Raw genomic sequence first — 17,734 nt, forward strand, 5'->3', positions numbered from 1 at the left:
GAGGGACACGAGATGAACGCAGACCGGATGGACCAGGAAACCGCCGAGCGGCTGCTCGGCGGGACCGTCGAGCCATCGGCCGGGCCACGACCGGTCGTGCTGCTGCTGACCGCGGCCCGCGCCGCGCCGCGCCCCGCGGAGCTGGCCGGCGAAGACGTCGCCGTGCTGGCCTTCCGCCGCGAGCGCCACGGTCGCCTCCATTCGAAGCCCGCCCGGCGCGCCGGGGAGGGCTTCGCCCTGGCCGCACCTGCCGTTGCCCGAGGGCCCGCCCGCCGGTCCCGCAGCCTCGCCGGGTTCGGTGGCAGGGCCGCGGTGGCGGCCCTGGCCCTCGTCGCCAGCGGCGGGGTGGCGCTGGCCGCCGCCACCGGCCCTGGGCCCCGTCCGCCGCACCCGCCCACGACCACGCTGCCGCCGCCCGTCGATCCACCCACCGTGACCGCCCCGGTCATGGGTGGGCAGGTCGTGTCGGGCGCACCCGCCACGAGCGGGCCGGCGCCGCCCGCCCCGGTCGCCGCTGAGATGGCGGGCCCGTGCCGGGCGTACCAGGCAGTCGCCGGGGGCGACCGCGGCGCAGCCCTCGACAACCCGGCCTACTCCGGGCTGATCGCCGCCGCCGGTGACCGGCAGCGGGTGGCCGATTACTGCACGCGGGTCCTGGCCGCCGGGCCGGCGCCGGGCGGGGCCAACGGTGGGCGACCAGAGACCGCGCCGAGTCGGCGCCCACAGCCGCCCGGCCCCTCAGACAACCGGCCCACCGCTGCCGGACCGGACCGCACCGGACCGGGCGACGGCCGGCACTCCCCGCAGGGCGGCCCACCGACCTGACCAGCCGGGGCGCACACTGGCGACTCCCCGCCGGTCCTCGCGCGGCGGGGCCGTGCGGCACGTCCAGCGAAGCGCCGGGTCGCCCGTGGACTGATAACTTGCCCCGATGAGTCTGCGGCGGCGACGCGCGGCGGCGGTCCTGCGCCTGGTGGTGGTGCTCAGCGTGCTGGCCGGGATCGCACTCACCGCGCTCGGCCCGGCCACCGTCACCGGGCTGCTGCCCTACTTCACCATCCAGAGCAACGTCGCGGTCGGCGCTCTCGCGGGGTACGCAGGCCTCAGCGCGTGGCGGGACCGGCCCGATCCACCGTCGGCGCTACGCGGCGCGGTCACCCTCTACATCACCATCACCGGCCTGGTCTACCACCTCGTGCTGGCCAACCCGGCCAGCCCGTTCGCGATGGCCCAGCCGGACCGGGCCGTCGGCGAGGCACTCGGCAACCAGTTGCTGCACACGGTGGTGCCGCTGCTGGCGGTCGCCGACTGGGTGCTGTTCGACCAGCGCGGCCAGCTGCGCCTGCGGTACGCGGCCTGGTGGCTGGCGTTTCCGCTGGGCTACCTCGGCTTCGCCCTGCTGCGGGGTCTGGTCGTGCACGGCTACCCGTACCCGTTCCTGGACGCGGGCGAGCTGGGCTACGCCGGGGTGGCCATCAGCACGGTCTTCTTCGCCGTCGCGTTCTGGCTGCTCGGCCTGCTCTTCGTCGGCATCGATCGCACCCTCTCCCGCCGCACCCCCCCCCCCCCCCCCCCCCCCCCCCCCCCACCCACCCCCACACGGCACAGCGATCGAGACGTCGGCGTCACCGCCGACGGCGTGCCGTGACGCAGCCCTCGATCAGCGAAGCCGGCGACGGCCGGCGGCGGTGGCGGAACGGTCTCCGGCGTACGCGTCTGCAAGACCCCAACGGCCCGGGATGTTCAGCAGCTCGACTCTGCCGAAGCCCACTGGCAGGGCCGGGTTGACCAGGAGGTTGTCACCGACGGGCCGCAGCCCCAGCAGAGCGCCCAGCAGCATCAGCAGCGAACCCGAGGACCACGACTGCGGGCGCCCCGCCGCGGGCAGCTGGACGGGGTACTTCGTCAGGCTGCGCTCGTAACCGGCGATCAGCTCCGGCACCGCCCCGCCGAGCGTCTGCGCCATGTCGAAGATGCCAGCCGCGATCCGGCCCGCCTGCGCATCGAAGCGGTAGTGCCGCAGCCCGGCCGCGATCAGGGCGTTGTCCGACGGCCACACCGCCCCCAGGTGTGAGCCCACCGGGTTGTACGGACGCTGCCCGGCCGCGAAGGTGCGGACGCCCCAGCCGCTGAACAGTCGCGGCCCGACCAGGTGCTCGGCGACCGCCTCGGCGCGGTCGTGCGGGACGATCCCGCTCCACAGCAGATGCCCGATGTTGGACGACAGCGCGTCGACCGGCTCGCCGTACGGCCCCAGCGCCAACGCGTAGTAGTCCCGTTCCGGCAACCAGAAGTCCCGGTTGAACCGGTCCTTCAACTCCGCCGCCTCCCGCTCCAGCCGGTCGGCGTACCCGGGGTCACCCCAGAACTCCCGGGCCAGCCGCGCGCCGCGCCGTTTCGCGTCGTACGCGTAGCCCTGCAACTCGCAGGTGGCCCGGGGAAAGGGCGGCTGCCGCCCGGATTCGTCGGTGATCGCGTCCGCGGAGTTCTTCCAGCCCTGGTTGATCACGCCGTGCCGCTCGTTGCGGCGCTGGTAGCGCAGGTACCCGTCACCGGTCAGGTCGCCGTACTCGTCGATCCAGTTCAGTGCCATCCGGGCCGGGTGCCGCAGCTCGCGGACCAGGTCCGCGTCGCCGGACCAGCGCTCGTACTCGTCGAGCAGGACGACGAACAGCGGGGTGGTGTCCGCCGCGCCGTAGTACAGCCCGTCCGGCCGTTCGCCGAACGCCGCCGACTCGCCGTAGCGGAGCTGCGCGAGGATCTTGCCCGGCTCCTCGTCGTGCAGGTCGTCGAGTTGGCCGCCCTGCAGCAGCGCCAGCATCCGCAGCGTCGCGGGGGTCAGCTCGGGGGTGAACGCCATGGTCTGCAGGCAGGTCATGATGCTGTCCCGCCCGCAGAACGCCATCGCCCACGGCAGGCCGCCCACCGGCACCCGAGCCGGGTACGACAGCGGCGTGTACCGCAGCGCCGCCAGGTCGGTCAGGCTGCCCCGGTAGGTCTCTTCCAGGCCGTCCCTCTCGGCCATCAGCTGCGGCGCCCGGTCCAGCCAGGCGGTCAATTCCTCGCGCATCCCTCCGTGTATGTGGTCCCGGTGCGACTCCAGGTCGTTGCGCAGGTCCCGGCCGCCCTCCCCCCGGATGGTCATGGTGACGTGCAGGTCGGTCTCCCACTGGCCCTCGGGCTCGATCCGGATCCGGAAGGTCATCCCGCGCTCGTCCACGTCGGCCGGAGCCGTGCTGTTGACGGTCGTCTCGCGGACGAACCGCTCCCGCGCGTACCGCAGCACGAGTTGGTGGCGCGCGGAGTCGGCAGCGACCTCGACGTCCCGCCGCCGCAGCTGCCCGCGCGCAGCGGTGTCGGTCAGGTCGGCCAGGTCGGCGAAGTCGTTGCCCATGTCCATCCGCACCGTGAAATCGGCCGGCTTCGCCGAGTGGTTGAGCAACGTGATGCGCTCGTTGAAGCTGTCGTTGATCGAGCGGTGCCGGATCACCGACACGTCGGCGTCGACGTAGTGGCTCGCCGCGCCCGGGACCAGGAAGAACCGGGTCTCGAAGTACGCCATGTCGTCGCGGGAGAGGACGTTCAGTTCCTCCCCGTCGACACTGAGCACCCAGCGGGACAGGAAGCGGGTGTCGAAAGAGAAGAGCCCCACCGGGGCGTCCGCAGCATCTGTGACGTCGCCCTCGCCGTCGCTGATCGCGAAGGCGTTGCCGGCGATCACGTTCACCCATTCCCGGCTCACCGTCGCCCCTCCCGCCCGGCCATCGCGGCCCGACCCAGCTCGCGCGGATGCCGGGCACCGGCCGGCCCGGGAAAGATGCGCCGCAGCAGCATCAGCAGGCGCAGGTTGCCCTGCACGGTCAGCTCGTTGCGCAGCAGCGCCGTCGCCACGTGGCTTTCCCCGCTCGCCAACCGGTCGAAGACCGCCGGGGTGGCGCGGATGACCAGCTCCGCGTCGTCGCCCGACCGGGTCACCCGCACGTGCTGGTCGGCGACGGTCAGGTACCAGTGCTCGGTGTGGCCGTCCTCGCGCGCGTCCAGCCGCATGGTCCCGGCGGTCGTGTCCGGCAGGTCGGTACGCCGGCCGGCGCCCAGCTGTCGCAGGTGTTCCGCGATCGTCGCTCCCATCACGTCCCCCTCCCCCGCTTCCCCGCAGGATCACCCGCGCCGGGGTGAGGCCGGCTCACCCGAACCGGGTGACGACGCAGCCGTGGCGTGAGCCCGGCGGAAGCCGCCGGTCAGTCGACCCCGGTCAGGCCACGGACGTAGCTGGCCTGGCCGACGTGTTGCAGGTCGTCCTCGGCGACGCTGACCAGCCGGACGCCAAGGGTGACCGGCGGATCCCACGCCTCGTCGACCACGCGGTCCAGGTCCGCGGGCCGCAGACCGGCCAGGAACTCGCGGGTCCGCCCCGAGACCGCCTCGTAGTAGTCGATCAGCGCCTGCGCGCTCTCCGGCCGCACCGCCGCGACCTGCGCGGGCGAGTGGCCGTAGCCGGTGTCGTCCGGGTCGGCGGTGAGCCCGAACCGCCCCGCCCAGTCGCCACTCACCCAGATCTGGTCGGTGTCCATCAGGTCGGCGACGTGGTCGTCCTGCACGCGGGTCAGGTGCCAGACCAGCCAACCGATCGTGTTGGCGCCCGGAGCGGGCGCCCAGCGCAGCTGCTCCGGGGTGAGACCGTCGACCGCCGCGCGGACGAGGTCGGGCAGGCGGTCGTACGCCTCGGTCAGCAGGTCACTCACGCCCACGGGTCACGCCTCCTGGTCTGTTTCCGATCAGGTACCGCCGGGACCGCCAGGCAAACCTCTGCCGTTACGGTGATCACGTGGTCGCCGCGCTGGAGCTGTATCTGGATCCGGACGCCACCCGCCGGATCCGGGTGCTCTGGGACGCGCTGGAGGCCGAGGGTGTGCAGAGCATGCGTTCGCTGCTGGAGCAGCGCCACCGCCCGCACGTCTCGCTCGCGGTGGCGCCCCGCTTCGACCCCGAGCAGGTCGCCGCGGCGCTGCGGGGCACGGTCGTGGCCGCACCGCTGCGGCTCGACTTCCAGCACGCCGGTCAGTTCGTCGGCCGGGTGCTGTGGCTCGGCCCGACGGTCACCCCGGAGCTGCTGGCGCACCACCGGCTGGTGCACGACCGGCTCGCCGCTGCCGGCATCACCCTGGTCGAGCACTACCAGCCGGGACGCTGGGTGCCGCACTGCACGCTCTCCATGCGCGTACCGAACGCGTTGATGGCCGCCGCGGTGCGCCGCTGCCTGGAGGTGCTGCCGGTGGCCGCGACCGTGGTCGGCGCGGCGCTCACCGACCACGCCCGCGGCATCGCCCACCCGCTGCCCTGACCCATCCCGCCGGCCGGTCAGAGTCGGGAAATTGAAAACAAGGGGTACGGACGAGTCCGGGCGTGGGATGGTGCGAGATGGCTGCTGTACCGGTGGCGATCTGCCCGCACGCGGGTGACCCGGCCGGAGGCGCGGGCGCACGCCGCGCCGCGCGGGGTGGCTTCGACGAGGAGAGGCAGTGCCCATGCAGGCTCAGCGCAGGCCATCGCGTACGGAGCGGAGCCAGACCCGGGACGACCGGACCGGCGGCGGCATGACCGGGGCGGCCACGCCCCTGACCATCTGGGCCGCTGCCGTGCTGCTCGGCCGGATCGGCGCCGGCGACGACGACAGCGAGGACGAGCGGCACATCCTGCGCGGCATCGAATGACCCTCGACGGTCCGGTCACAGCCAGCCGCGCCGCTTGAAGATCAGGTAGAGGCTGCCGCAGACCAGGGCCATCAGCAGCAGCGCGAACAGGTAGCCGTAGTGCCAGTTCAGCTCCGGCATGTGCACGAAGTTCATCCCGTACACCGTGCCGATCAGCGTGGGAGCGAACAGGATCGCCGCCCAGGAGGAGACCTTCTTCAGCTCCTCGTTCTGGGCGTAGCTGGCCGCGGTGAGGCTGCGCATCTCCTCGTTCTGCTGCTGCGAGACGAGGGTGGCGTTGACGGTGAGGATGTTCTGCAGCAGGTGCCGGAAGCCGTCCACCCGCTCCACCACCTGGGTGAGGTGGTCGGTCACGTCCCGCAGGTAGCGGCGCAGTTCCTCGTCGGGGCCGTAACTGCCGGCGCCGGCCGCCAGCGCGTCGAGCACGGTGAGCAGCGGGCGGGCGGCCCGCTGGAACTGGATGACCTCGCGGCTGAGCCCGTAGATGCGCCGGCTGGCGTTCGGGTCGCCGCCGAAGACCTCGGTCTCGATCTCGTCGATGTCGTTCTCCAACCCGGCCACCACCGGCGCGTAACCGTCGACCACCTGGTCAAGGATCGCGTACAGGACCGCCTCCGGACCCTGGGCGAGCATCTGCGCGTCGGCCTCCATCCGCCGCCGCACCGCGGCCAGGTCCGGCGCCTCACCGTGGCGGACGGTGACCACGAAGCCGGGCCCGATGAACAGGTGCAGCTCGGAAAACTCGACCTCTTCCCGCAGATCGTCGTAGCGGGCGGCGCGCAGCACCACGAAGAGCGTGTGCCCGTACCGTTCCAGCTTGGGCCGCTGGTGGGCGTTGATGGCGTCCTCCACCGCCAGGTCGTGCAGCCGGAACTCCCGCGCGAGCGAGGTGATCTGGTCGATGTCGGGCCGGTACAGCCCGATCCAGGCCATCGCGTCGCTCTGCTCCTGCAGGCAGCGGTACGTCTCGGCGAGGCCGTCCGGCGACGCGAACCGGTGCCCCTGGATGTAGACGGCGCTGTCCACCAGGCCGCCGGTGGGCGGCGCGGTCGGCTCCTCCCGCGGCGGCTCGCCGACGCGGATCTCGTGCTCGTCGAGCCGGCGGCCGAAGCCACCGCCCGGGCGGAACCGACGGCCGCCGACCATGACCCGCTCCCTCCCCGGACGCACCATCCGGCGACTGCCCGAACCGCCGGGCCGTCCGGGCGTGGAAGCCGGGAGGCGCTGCTTCCCCCGTACCCACGGCCCGAAACCCCCCGACGCGCCGGCTCCCGGAGGGCCCGGGCAAGGCGGGTTCCCCGCACTCTCGTACCGGCCCGGCCGGTTGGCGGACACTCACGGTGACCGTCGGCGGAGACAGGGGAAGCGCCGATGGAGGTCGACAGGCGCGCCGGCCGCCTGTCGTCGACGGTGAGCGTGGTCATAACGACTGGACGACTCGCCTCCCCCGGCTGCTAGCCTCGGCGCAGGTCATGAGCGCCAGCGCGAAGCCCCGGCTCGCTGGCCGGCAACCCTCCTCCGCGGTGGGGTGCCCCGGGTGAAGACCAGGCACCGGCACGACGTCGGTGCAAGCGTGGCCTGGCACCCAGGTCAGCACAGACCCGGGAGAACCATGCGCATCCTCAGCAGCACCACCCCATCAGCCGACGTCGCGGATTCCCGTGCCGGCTGGGCTCCGCCGGCACTGACCCGGCGACGGCACGTGGACATGATGCGGGTGTGCAGCGCCGCCTGTCGCGGCCGCGCCGCGTACTAGCGCACCCCTCTTCCCGAACCCATCCCAGCGGTACGCCCACCGGGCGCACCGTCGGCGGCGCACGTCTGTGCCCGCCGCTGCGCAACCTTCGGAGACACCTGTGCGATTCCTTCCTGCCCTGACCCGCGCCGCGGCCCTCGGCGCGGCCACGATCCTGGCCGCCACCGCTCTCACCGCCTGCGGCGACGACACCTCCTCCGACGCCGCCGGCAATCCGTACGGCCTGGCGCAGCCGGGCGTCCTGCGCGCCGGCACGCTGACCGACGCCCCGCCGAACGTGTACCTCAAGGACGGCAAGTTCACCGGCTTCGACAACGACCTGCTGACCGCGGTGGCCGGCAAGCTCGGCCTGAAGGTCGAGTTCGTCGGCACCGACTTCTCCGCGCTGCTCTCCCAGGTCAACAACCGCAAGTTCGACGTCGGCAGCTCCTCGATCACCATCACCGAGGCACGGAAGAAGACGGTCGACTTCGGCAACGGCTACGACTTCGGTTACTTCGGCCTGGACGTGCCGGCCGGCTCCCCGATCACCGGCTTCGACCAGCTCGCCGGCAAGCGGGTCGTGGTGGTGCAGGGCACCGTCCAGGACGACTACGCCACCGGCGAGCGGCTCAACCCGGTCCGGGTGCCGGACTACAACGGCGCGATCAACCAGCTCAAGGCGGGCACCGCCGACGCGTGGATCGCCCCGGCCGAGATCGGCGAGAAGTCGGCCGCCGACAGCAACGGCAAGATCACCGTGGCGGCCAAGCAGCTCAGCCCGGCACCGACCGCGTACGCCGTCGCCAAGGGCAGCGACAAGCTGCGGGAGGCGCTGAACAAGGGCCTCGACGAGGTGATCGCGGACGGCACCTGGAGCCGGTTGCAGGCGCAGTACTACCCGGGCCGGCCGGTGCCGGCGGACTTCCGACCGGGCGGCGGAACGGTGACCGTGCCGGCCGCACCGTCGGCGTCGGCGTCGGCCGCGTCCTGAGACACCCGGTGACGAGCGAGCGGGGCGGTAGGAGAGGCGACCGATGGATCCGTTGAGCACCCTGTGGGAGACCTTCTTCGACTGGGACGCGATGCGCGAGGCGCTACCCGAGATGCTGACCGTCGGGTTGCCCAACACGCTGATCCTGGCGGTCTCGGCCGCCCTGCTCGGCTCGGTGCTGGGCCTGCTGCTGGCCGTCGCCGGCATCTCCCGCAGCCGCTGGCTGCGCTGGCCGGCGCGGGTCTACACCGATGTGTTCCGGGGGCTGCCGGCCGCGGCGACGATCCTGCTGATCGGCGTCGGGCTCGCGCCGCTGGGCATGCAGGTCTGGGGACCCGACCCCTACCCGCTGGGCATTCTGGCGCTGTCGTTGATCGCGGCGGCGTACATCGGGGAGATCTTCCGCTCCGGCATCCAGTCGGTGGAGGCCGCGCAGCTGGAGGGCGCCCGGGCTCTCGGCTTCTCCTGGGGCGACGCGATGCGGCTGGTGATCATTCCGCAGGGCATCCGACGGGTGCTGCCGGCCTGGGTGAATCAGCTCATCGCGCTGATCAAGGACTCCAGCCTGGTCTACTTCCTCGGACTGGTGGCCAGCCAGCGGGAGCTGTTCCGGATCGGGCAGGACTACGCGGCCACCACCGGCAACGAGTCGGCGCTGCTGCTGGCCGGGCTCTGTTACCTGGCACTGACCGTTCCGCTGACGCACGCGGTCAACTGGATCGACCGGCGGCTGCGCCACGGCCGGCCGGCCACCGCGCCGGCCGACGAGGACGAGGACGACACCGAGTCGGCGCTGTCCGGCGCGACGGAAGGGGACCGGCGATGACCGCCAGCACGACCACCTCGGTCAGCCTCGACGTACGCGACGTGCACCTCGCCTTCGGACCGAACCGGGTGCTGCGCGGCGTCGACCTGGCCGTGCCGCGCGGCGCGACGGCCTGCGTGATCGGGCCGTCCGGGTCGGGCAAGTCCACTCTGCTGCGTACCATCAACCGGCTGATCGAACCGGACCGCGGCGATGTGCTGCTGGATGGACGCAGCGTGCTGCGCGACGACCCGGACGCGCTGCGGCAGCGGGTGGGCATGGTCTTCCAGCAGTTCAACCTCTTCCCGCACATGAGCGTGCTGCGCAACGTCACCCTGGCGCTGCGGCGCCTGCGCAGGCTCGGGGAGGACGAGGCGGAGGCCGTCGCGCGGGCCCAGCTGGAGCTGGTGGGGCTGGCCGGCAAGGCCGACGCCCGGCCGGCGCAGCTCTCCGGCGGTCAGCAGCAGCGGGTGGCGATCGCCCGGGCGCTGGCCCTGCGACCGGAGGTGATGCTCTTCGACGAGGCCACCTCGGCGCTCGACCCGGAGCTGGTCAAGGGGGTGCTCGGAGTGATGGCCGACCTGTCCGCCGGCGGCATGACGATGGTGGTGGTCACCCACGAGATGGGCTTCGCCCGGCAGGTCGCCGACACCGTGGCCTTCATGGACCGGGGCGTGGTGCTGGAGGCGGGCCCGCCGGAGGCGATCTTCGAGCGGGCCGAGCATCCCCGGCTGCGCCGGTTCCTCGCCCAGGTGCTCTGAACCGTTGGGAAGGGGCCCTTCCTGCACACCAGGCGTTAAGAAGGTGCCCTTCCTTCGCGTCAGGCGGCCTGGCGGCGTAGGTGGGCGGCGAACGCCTTCAGGTCGCCGAGCAGCACCAGGATGGCGTTGCGGTAGGCGACCGACGCCCACAGGTGCAGCTCCTCGCCGTCCAGCCCACCGAACGCCAGCGACAACGCCTTGCGCCGGCGCCGGTCGAGCACCTTGTGCGGGCGGGCGAGCAGGTCGCCCTCCCGGCGCAGGGCCTGCAGGTAGGCGGCCACCGCCTCCTGGTAGTGCCGGCCGGCGACCCGCTCCAACAGGGTGAACTCGAAGACGTTCAACGCCGCCTCGGATTCCCAGTAGGCGCTGTCGCGTTCCGGCGCGCTGGCGAAGTGCCGGCCCATCGCGTGCCGCGCCTCGTAGAGCAGCAGCACGCCCCGGCCGGTGGTGCTCAGCGGCCGGCGGGGTGCCGGCAGCCGCAGCGTGCGCACCGGCGCCGCGCCGGTCAGGTCCAGTGCGCCGGCGTACGACGGCATCCGCTGCGCCCCTGCGGCCGGCTCCGGCACCAGGCAGGCCCGCTCCTGGTAGGCCACCGGGCCACCGGCCGGCAGCGCGCGCACCGCCGTGGCGTGCAACTCGGCCAGCGGCCGGTCGTCCGGAGCCCGGGCCGGCGGGAGGGTGAGGACGAGACCGTTGGCGCCGGGCACCGGCACACCCAGCACGCAGGAGTTGCGCAGGAACGCCCAGGTCGCCGCCGCCTCACGGACCCCGCTCGCCACGGCCTGCGCGTCGGCCCGCCAGTCCCGGGCGATCCGCAGCCGCTGCTGAAGATCCGCCGTCGCGGCGGCGTCGTGCGGGTACAGCTCCCGGATCGCCCGGGGTAGCGACCCGAGGCGCAGGTCCAGCGGGTCGCCGCTCGGTGCGGGCACGGCGTGCCGCGGGCAGTCGGCGTCGGTGTGCGGGTCGCCGGTGACCGCGTGGCAGTCGCCGAGCCAGCTCGCCCCGGGCTGGCCGACCGGCCGGGCGAACGCCAGGTGGGGCAGCCGGCCGGTGCGCAGCACCGTCTCGTACTGGGGTCGGGTACGCGCGGTCCGCATCAGGTCCAGTGGCAGCACGGGTGCCAGCGCCAGCACCGCTTCGAAGATGACGCAGTGCGGGCAGGCCGGGCCGCGCACCCGGTAGCGGCGCAGATGATCGAGGCCGGGCTGCTCCCACTGCACCCCGATGACGCCGTCGCCCTGTGCCATCAGGTACAGGAATTCGGTCGCGCCGCGCTCACGGGTGACCGACGTCAGCTCGTCGAGGAACTCCCGTTCGCTGACCACCCGCAGGTCGGTCTCCGTCCCACCGGTGGTCATGGGCACCCCCTCGCGGATCGAACGCATCGACCAACGCCGAACCGGTTCCACCGTACCCGGCGGCGGGGCGGCCACCCGCCCCGCGCGCGGCCCGGGAAGTGTCGCCAATCCGTCGGTCCGCCGCCGCCCACCATCCGGCTGGGCCGCCGGTCCGGCTCGTCCTGACGGCCCAGCGGGCACCGCGGGTCCGGGCGGCCACGATCAGCCTGTGGTCTCGCGGCCCAGCAGCCGGATCTCCTCGTTGTCCAGCGCGGACTGAAGGTCGAGCAGCACGAGGTCGTCAATCTCCCGACTGTTGCGCAACCGGGTGACCTCCCGCCGTTTGTGCTCGAGGACCCCGAGGCGCAGTTGACGTTCCAGGCGGAGTTCCTCGGCGGTACGTCCACAGCCCTCGTTGGCGTCCTCCAGGTGCCGCTGGTACTCGGCCCGCAGCCGGCGGACCGACTCCTCGTCGGCGCCGATCTCCTTGGCGACCTGGGGTAGCGCGGCCAGGCCCACCTCGGTGGCCCGCAGGCGTGCCTGCCGCAACTCGTCGGCGCGCTCGGGGTCGCCGGACAGCCGCGCCCAGCGCACCACCGCCGGCAGGGTGGTGCCCTGAAGGAGCATGATCAGCATGATCACCAGCGCGGTGACGAAGATGATCAGGTCGCGTTCGGCCACCGGTTGACCGGACACCGTCATCGTCGGGACCGCCAGGGCGGCGGCGAGCGAGACGGCACCCCGGAATCCCGACCAGCCGGCGACGATGCCCACCCGCCAGCCGCCCTGCGCCTGACTCGCGTTCATCCTTCGGCGGCTCAGCAGCTTCACCGATTCCGCCGTCAGGTAGACGAAGAGCAGCCGGGTGACGAGGACGACCACGGTGACCACCAGCACGATCGTCAGCGCGCGCTGCGGCGAGGCGCTGGTGATGCCTCTCACCGCCCGGGGGACCTGTGTGCCCAGCAGGACGAACAGCCCGCCGTTGATCAGGAACGTGGACAGGTCCCAGAACGCGTACGCCAGCACCCGGGACCGGGCGCGGATCACCCGGGGGCCGGCGTAGGCCAGCACCAGGCCGGCGACCACGACCGCCAGCACACCACTGGCGTGTACCGCGTCGGCGAGCAGGAACGCGCCGAACGGCGTCAGTACGCTCAGCGCGCCCTCGCGCAGGGGATCGTCGAGCCGTTTGCGGATCAGCACCACGGCGCCGCCGACCAGCAGGCCGGCGATCACTCCCCCGGCGCTGGCCCCGACGAACTCCTCGCCGATCCCGAGCGCGCCGGGTTCCGCTGCCCCGGTGAGCAGGCCCACGGTCACCGCGAAGAGCACCAGTGCGGTGCCGTCGTTGATCAGGCTCTCCGCGTGCAGGGTGGTCAAGAGCTTCCGGGGCAGCCGCTTGGCCAACCCGGTGACCGCGGCGGCGTCGGTCGGCGCGAGGACCGCCCCGAGCACCCAGGCGGCGGCGGGGTTCACCCCGAACGCCTGCGCGGTCAGCGACACCGTGACCATGGTGAGCACCACCAGCACCACGGCGAGCAGCCCGATCACCGGGAAGTTGGCCCGGATCTCGCGCAGGCTCATGGTGAGACTCTCCCGGTAGAGGATCGCCGGCAGGAAGATCAGCAGTACCAGGTCCGGCTCGAGGGTCAGCTCGGACAGCGGCGGCGCCAGCCCGAGCAGCACCCCGAACGCGATGAGCAGGATCGGTGGCGCGACCCTGTACCGGCCGCCGAGCGTGGTGCCGACGAGGACGGTGACGCCCAGCACCACGATCAGGACGAGCACCTCCACGCGTACCCCCTTGATCCACCGCGGACGGTGGCCGCGCCGCTGGGTCCATCTGACCGCACGCTGCCGGTCGGTTCCCGGGGAACCGGCAAGTCGCCGGGGGCGGCGGGGTGACACCGCCGCCCGGCGGTCCAGCCGGAGATGCGGCGGTCAGGCCGGGACGCGGCGGTCCAGCTTGGGAGGCGGCGGTCAGGCCGGGGACGCGGCGGCGCGGGCCCGGGCGGTGACCGCGCGGGCGGTACGGCGGTGCCCGGCCGCCTCGTCGTCGCGGCCCAGTGCTGCGGCCAGGTCGGCGAGGTGCCCGGCCACCGGGCCGACGGTGAGCACCCCACTGCCGGCGGCCAGTTCATCGGCGGCCGGCTGGAGTTCCGCGGCGACGCGTTCCATCGTGGCCCGGTCGCGCAGGGCGAGCGCCGCGCGGGCGGTGACGCAGAGCCGCGCCTCCCGCAGCAGATCGTGCGGTCCGTCCGGAAGTGCGCGCAGCGCCGCTCCGGCAGCGTCCCGGTCGCCGGCGGCGAGGAGCAGCAGTGGTCGGACCCACGGCTCGTGTGGGCCCCAGTCCATGCCCACCCAGTCCTCGCCGTAGAGCCCCGGGACGGGCTGGTCGACGACGCCGTCCGGCCCGGGTACCGACCGGTCGGCGTCGGCGGGACCGGCCAGGCGCAGCCCGAGCAGGGCGAGCGGGAGCAGCCCCCGGGTCAGGCCCGGCATTCCGTCGGTGGGCAGCCGGTCGGCAGCCGCCCGGTACGCCTCCGCCGCCGCGGCCTGCTCGCCCTCCAGCGCCAGCCGCAGCGCGGCGTACCACCGGGTGAAGACACCGACCAGCGGTAGCTCGTACCGCTCCGCGAGGCGGTCGGCGGCGCGGGCGTGCGCGTCGGCGCCGGCGCGGTCGGCCAGCGCGCAGCTGGCCTGCACCAGGACGAGGTGGCCCAGCACTTCGAAGGTCACGAGCTGGTGCCGGGCGGCCAGGTCGACCAGCTCGGCGCCGATGCGGGCCCGCTCACCGGCCAGGCCGACGCGGTGGAAGGCGTGCATGAAGCGGGCGTTGAGCGCGAAGGCCAGCAGCCCGGGGTCTGCGGCGGTCCGGGCGATCCCCTCGGCCTCCTCCGCCGCCCGGCGGCCACGGTCGGTGGTGGTGCCGCGCAGCTCCAGCGCAAGGGTGCTCAGCAGCCGGCTGCGCTGCGCCGAGCCGGTCGAGCCGAGGGCGGTCAGGGCGTGCTCGGCGGCCTCGACGATCCGCCCGGAGAGCCGGTCGTCGTCGTTGCGGGTCCAGATGGCGGGCACGTCGAAGCCGGCCAGCGCCTCCGCGACCAGGCGGGGCTCGCCGATCGCCTCGGCGTCGGCGATCGCCTCGGCCCGGCGCCGTCGCGCCTCGGCAAGCCGGCCCGTCACGGCCAGCGCGCGCCCCAGGCCGAGCACCGCGCTCAGCCGCTCGCCTCCGCCGGCGCGGTCGTACGCGTCGACGACCTGCGCCCACAGCCGAGCCGCCTCGTGCGGGTTGCCGGCCCGCTCGGCCTGTTCCGCGGCCGTACGGGCGTAGCCGGCGGCGCGCCGGGCGGCTGTCGGTCCACCAGCGTGCAGCAGGTGGTGGGCCAGCGCGGCGGGATCGTTGGGCTGGCGCCGCTGCAACGCCTCCGCCGCGGCCCCGTGCAGGGCGGCGCGACGCGGCGCGGACAGGTCGGCGTAGAGCGTGTCGCGGACGAGGATGTGCGTGAACCTCAGCCGTCCATCGGGCTCCTGCTCGCTGAGGAAGCCGGCCTGCAACGCACGGTCCACGGCGTCCAGCAGGGTGGTGGGGTCGCCGGCCAGAGTGCCGAGCACCTCCGGGTCGAGGTCCCGGCCGAGCACGGCCGCCTGCCGCAGCACCGTGCGGGTCGGCGCGGGCAGCTGCGCCAGGCGATGCCGGATCACGTCGCGTACCCCGGGCGGCACCACCGCCAGCGCCCCGCCGCCCTCGGCCGCGTACAGCTGGGCCAGCTCGCGCACGAAGAACGGGTTGCCGCCGCTGCGGTGGTGGATCAACCGTACGGTGGGCGGGTCCAGCGCCGCGCCGGCGACGACGCGGGCCAGTTCACCGGTCGCCGACGCGGACAGGCCGGCGAGGTACTCCCGCACCGGCTCCAGCCGGGCGGCCCGGGCCAGCGCGGCGGTCAGCTCCGGGCTGATCTCGGTGGCCCGGTAGGTGCCGACGATCAGCACCGGGCCGGTGGCCGGCTGTGGGCCGGTGAGCAGCACGGTCAGCAGGTCCAGGGTGTCTCCGTCGGCGCGGTGCAGGTCGTCGAGGACCAGCAGCACCGGTCGCCGGTCGGCGACCGCCGAGACCAGCGACGCCACCGCTCGGTGCCGGCGGAACCGGGCCACGGTGGGATCGCTCGCGGCTCCGGTGCCATCGATCACGCCGTCGGCGCCAGCGCCGCCGGTGCGGTCGGTCGGGCCGGCGAGCGCATCCGCGATCTGCGTCCACGGCCAGGCCGCCGGGCCGCCCTCGTACTCCGGGCTGCGGCCCCACGCCGTGGCCCAGCCCTCGGCGGCGAGCCACCGGGTCAGCGTCTCGGCCAGTGCCGTCTTGCCGGCGCCGGGGTCCCCGCTGAGCAGGGCGAGGGTCGGTTGGCCGCGCCGGGTGGCGGCCTCAGCGGCCCGCCGCAGCCGGTCCAGCTCCGCGTCGCGGCCGACGAACGGACGCTCCCGCACCGGTCCCGGCCCGCCGGATCGGACGGGCCCGGCCAGATCCAGGGTGGACGGGGCGGCTGCGGGCCAGGTGAGGTGCGGCGCCTGGGCCAGGATGTCGGCTTCCAGCCGCCGCAGCTCGGGCCCGGGGTCCACACCCAGCTCGGTCACCAGGACGTCGCGGGCCTGGCGCAGCGCGGCCAGCGCGTCGCCCTGTCGACCGGCGCGGTACCGGGCCACCGCGAGCAGCCGCCAGGCGTCCTCGCGCAGCGGATGGGCGGCGAGGTGGGCCGGCAGGTCGGCGGCGGCCTCGTCCGGCCGGCCGAGCGCCAACAGCGCCTCCGCCCGCCGTTCGATGGCGAGCATCCGCAGCTCTTCCAGCCGGTTGATCTCCGCGACCGCCCAGGCCTCACCCGCGCAGTCCGCGTACGCGGTCCCGCGCCAGAGCCCGAGCGCCACGTCCAGCGCGGCCAGGGCCGGTGCGGGCAGTCCCGCCGCCAGCAGCCGGCCCGCCTCGCCGACCGCCGCCTCGAACCGTCCGGCGTCCACCGCGTCCGGGGCGGCCCGCAGCACGTACCCCGGTGGTTCGGTGACCAGGAGCCGGGGCGGTTGCCGGGGCGGCCGGTCGGGCTCCAGGGCCCGGCGCAGGTCGGCGACGAAGGTGCGGATCGCGCCCACCGCGCCCTCCGGGGGCACCTCCCACAGGTCGTCGACGAGCCGGTTGATCGACACGACCCGGCCCCGGGCGATCAGCAGCCGGGCCAGCACCGTGCGCTGTCGGGGCCCCTTGAGCGGGACCGGGCCATGCTCGGTCGCGGCGGTCACCGGCCCGAGCACGCCGAAGGTCACCGCCACGGGTGCCGCCGCCTGGTCATGGCACCAATCTAGGCGGGTCCACCCGGCCGGACCCTGCCTGCCGGCACTGATCCGCCGCTGACCGTCCGCTGATCACCTGGGGGCAGGCTCGACCAGGTACGACGGCGACGGGCCACCGCCCCGCCGACCCCTGCTCACCAGAGAGGTTCCCGTGGACCCGAGGATCAACGGATTCGACTACCGGCGGGTCACCGTCGCCGAGGGCGTGACGCTCAACGTCGCCGTGAGCGGCTCCGGGCCCGCGATCGTGCTGCTGCACGGTTTTCCGCAGACCCACCTCATGTGGCGGCACGTCGCGGCCGACCTGGCCGCCGACCACACGGTCATCTGCCCGGACCTACGCGGCTACGGCGACAGCGACAAGCCCGTCGACGTCGACGGCAGCGGGTACGCCAAACGCACCATGGCCGCCGACATCGTGGCGCTGGCCCGGGCGCTCGGCCACGAGCGCTTCGCGCTGGCCGGGCACGACCGGGGCGCCCTGGTCGCGTTCCGCGCCGGTCTCGACCATCCGGAGGCGATCAGCCAGCTCGCCCTGCTCGACGTGCTGCCCACCCTGGACATGTGGGACGTGCTGCACGGCGCCACCGCGGCGGTCGCCTTCCACCTGTACCTGATGGCGCAGCCACCCGGCCTGCCCGAGGAGCTGATCGGCGGCAGCCCGGACGCCTTCTTCGGCCACTTCCTGGACGCCTGGACCCGCGATCCGGAGGCCCTGCCGGTGGACGTGCGGGCCGCGTACCTGAGCGCCTCCCGGGCCGCGGTCACCTCGATCGTCGCGGACTACCGGGCGTCCGCCGGGATCGACGTCGCCCACGACACCATCGACCGGGCGGCCGGCGACCATCTGCGGATGCCGGTGACGGTGATGCAGCAGGACTGGGGCGCGGCGCTCGGCTACGACGCGGCCGGGCTGTGGCGGGCCTGGTCGCCGGACCTGTCGCACCAGACGGTCACCTGCGGGCACTTCATGGCCGAGGAGGCGCCTGCGGAGGTGGTCCGGGCGCTGCGCGCCCTGCTCGCACGGTAGCGACGGGCCGACCGCATGCCATGT

At 74.0% G+C, this 17,734-nt stretch carries 15 protein-coding genes and 1 riboswitch; of the genes, 8 read left to right on the forward strand and 7 right to left on the reverse strand.

The window, feature by feature from the left end; genetic code table 11:
- Positions 1–12: 12 nt before the first annotated feature.
- Positions 13–825 (forward strand): hypothetical protein, encoded by an 813-nt coding sequence (locus KBX63_RS05445; RefSeq protein ID WP_210908855.1) that lies wholly within the window; start codon positions 13–15, stop codon positions 823–825.
- Positions 826–931: 106 nt separating this feature from the next.
- Entirely contained in the window at positions 932–1,648 is a 717-nt protein-coding gene (locus tag KBX63_RS05450; protein WP_210908857.1) for a Pr6Pr family membrane protein, read from the forward strand.
- 12 nt (positions 1,649–1,660) lie between these two features.
- Here the strand turns inward: KBX63_RS05450 and KBX63_RS05455 are convergent, their stop codons facing one another.
- From KBX63_RS05455 to KBX63_RS05465, 3 genes are all read right to left on the reverse strand, one after another.
- Entirely contained in the window at positions 1,661–3,742 is a 2,082-nt protein-coding gene (locus KBX63_RS05455) for a glycogen debranching N-terminal domain-containing protein (protein ID WP_210908859.1), read from the reverse strand.
- Positions 3,739–4,128 (reverse strand): SCP2 sterol-binding domain-containing protein, encoded by a 390-nt coding sequence (locus KBX63_RS05460; RefSeq protein WP_210908860.1) that lies wholly within the window; start codon positions 4,126–4,128, stop codon positions 3,739–3,741. The genes KBX63_RS05455 and KBX63_RS05460 overlap by 4 nt, the downstream gene beginning before the upstream one ends.
- Positions 4,129–4,238: 110 nt before the next feature.
- A complete protein-coding gene (locus KBX63_RS05465) occupies positions 4,239–4,748 on the reverse strand; it encodes a DinB family protein (RefSeq protein ID WP_210908861.1) in 510 nt (169 codons plus the stop codon).
- A 77-nt stretch (positions 4,749–4,825) separates the two neighbouring features.
- Between KBX63_RS05465 and KBX63_RS05470 the strand changes: the two genes are divergently transcribed.
- A complete protein-coding gene (locus tag KBX63_RS05470; RefSeq protein ID WP_074318353.1) occupies positions 4,826–5,341 on the forward strand; it encodes a 2'-5' RNA ligase family protein in 516 nt (171 codons plus the stop codon).
- 178 nt (positions 5,342–5,519) lie between these two features.
- Complete coding sequence (locus KBX63_RS05475) at positions 5,520–5,711, forward strand: hypothetical protein (protein ID WP_210908863.1); 192 nt, start codon at positions 5,520–5,522, stop codon at positions 5,709–5,711.
- A 15-nt stretch (positions 5,712–5,726) separates the two neighbouring features.
- Here the strand turns inward: KBX63_RS05475 and corA are convergent, their stop codons facing one another.
- The gene (gene corA / locus KBX63_RS05480) at positions 5,727–6,857 is read right to left on the reverse strand and encodes a magnesium/cobalt transporter CorA (RefSeq protein ID WP_210908866.1); all 1,131 of its coding nucleotides are present in this window, start codon (positions 6,855–6,857) and stop codon (positions 5,727–5,729) included.
- 322 nt (positions 6,858–7,179) lie between these two features.
- A riboswitch (SAM riboswitch) is annotated at positions 7,180–7,291 on the forward strand.
- 276 nt (positions 7,292–7,567) lie between these two features.
- Between corA and KBX63_RS05485 the strand changes: the two genes are divergently transcribed.
- The 3 genes from KBX63_RS05485 to KBX63_RS05495 are packed head-to-tail and all read left to right on the forward strand — an operon-like array spanning position 7,568 to position 10,006.
- A complete protein-coding gene (locus KBX63_RS05485; protein WP_210908867.1) occupies positions 7,568–8,440 on the forward strand; it encodes an ABC transporter substrate-binding protein in 873 nt (290 codons plus the stop codon).
- A gap of 43 nt (positions 8,441–8,483) precedes the next feature.
- Entirely contained in the window at positions 8,484–9,266 is a 783-nt protein-coding gene (locus tag KBX63_RS05490) for an amino acid ABC transporter permease (protein WP_210908868.1), read from the forward strand.
- Positions 9,263–10,006: an amino acid ABC transporter ATP-binding protein gene (locus KBX63_RS05495; RefSeq protein WP_247661743.1), complete on the forward strand. Its 744-nt coding sequence runs from the start codon at positions 9,263–9,265 to the stop codon at positions 10,004–10,006. Before KBX63_RS05490 ends, KBX63_RS05495 begins: the two co-directional genes overlap by 4 nt.
- 59 nt (positions 10,007–10,065) lie before the next feature.
- Here the strand turns inward: KBX63_RS05495 and KBX63_RS05500 are convergent, their stop codons facing one another.
- From KBX63_RS05500 to KBX63_RS05510, 3 genes are all read right to left on the reverse strand, one after another.
- A complete protein-coding gene (locus tag KBX63_RS05500) occupies positions 10,066–11,364 on the reverse strand; it encodes a hypothetical protein (RefSeq protein WP_210908869.1) in 1,299 nt (432 codons plus the stop codon).
- 201 nt (positions 11,365–11,565) lie between these two features.
- Entirely contained in the window at positions 11,566–13,140 is a 1,575-nt protein-coding gene (locus KBX63_RS05505; RefSeq protein WP_210908870.1) for a Na+/H+ antiporter, read from the reverse strand.
- A 186-nt stretch (positions 13,141–13,326) separates the two neighbouring features.
- Positions 13,327–16,659, reverse strand: coding sequence for an AfsR/SARP family transcriptional regulator (locus KBX63_RS05510; RefSeq protein WP_210908871.1), 3,333 nt, complete (start codon positions 16,657–16,659; stop codon positions 13,327–13,329).
- 172 nt (positions 16,660–16,831) lie between these two features.
- On the opposite strand from KBX63_RS05510, the gene KBX63_RS05515 reads away from it, so the two are divergent.
- The gene (locus KBX63_RS05515) at positions 16,832–17,710 is read left to right on the forward strand and encodes an alpha/beta fold hydrolase (RefSeq protein WP_210908874.1); all 879 of its coding nucleotides are present in this window, start codon (positions 16,832–16,834) and stop codon (positions 17,708–17,710) included.
- Positions 17,711–17,734: the final 24 nt, after the last annotated feature.

The sequence above is a fragment of the Micromonospora sp. U21 genome (assembly GCF_018070045.1).
Lineage (GTDB): Bacteria > Actinomycetota > Actinomycetes > Mycobacteriales > Micromonosporaceae > Micromonospora.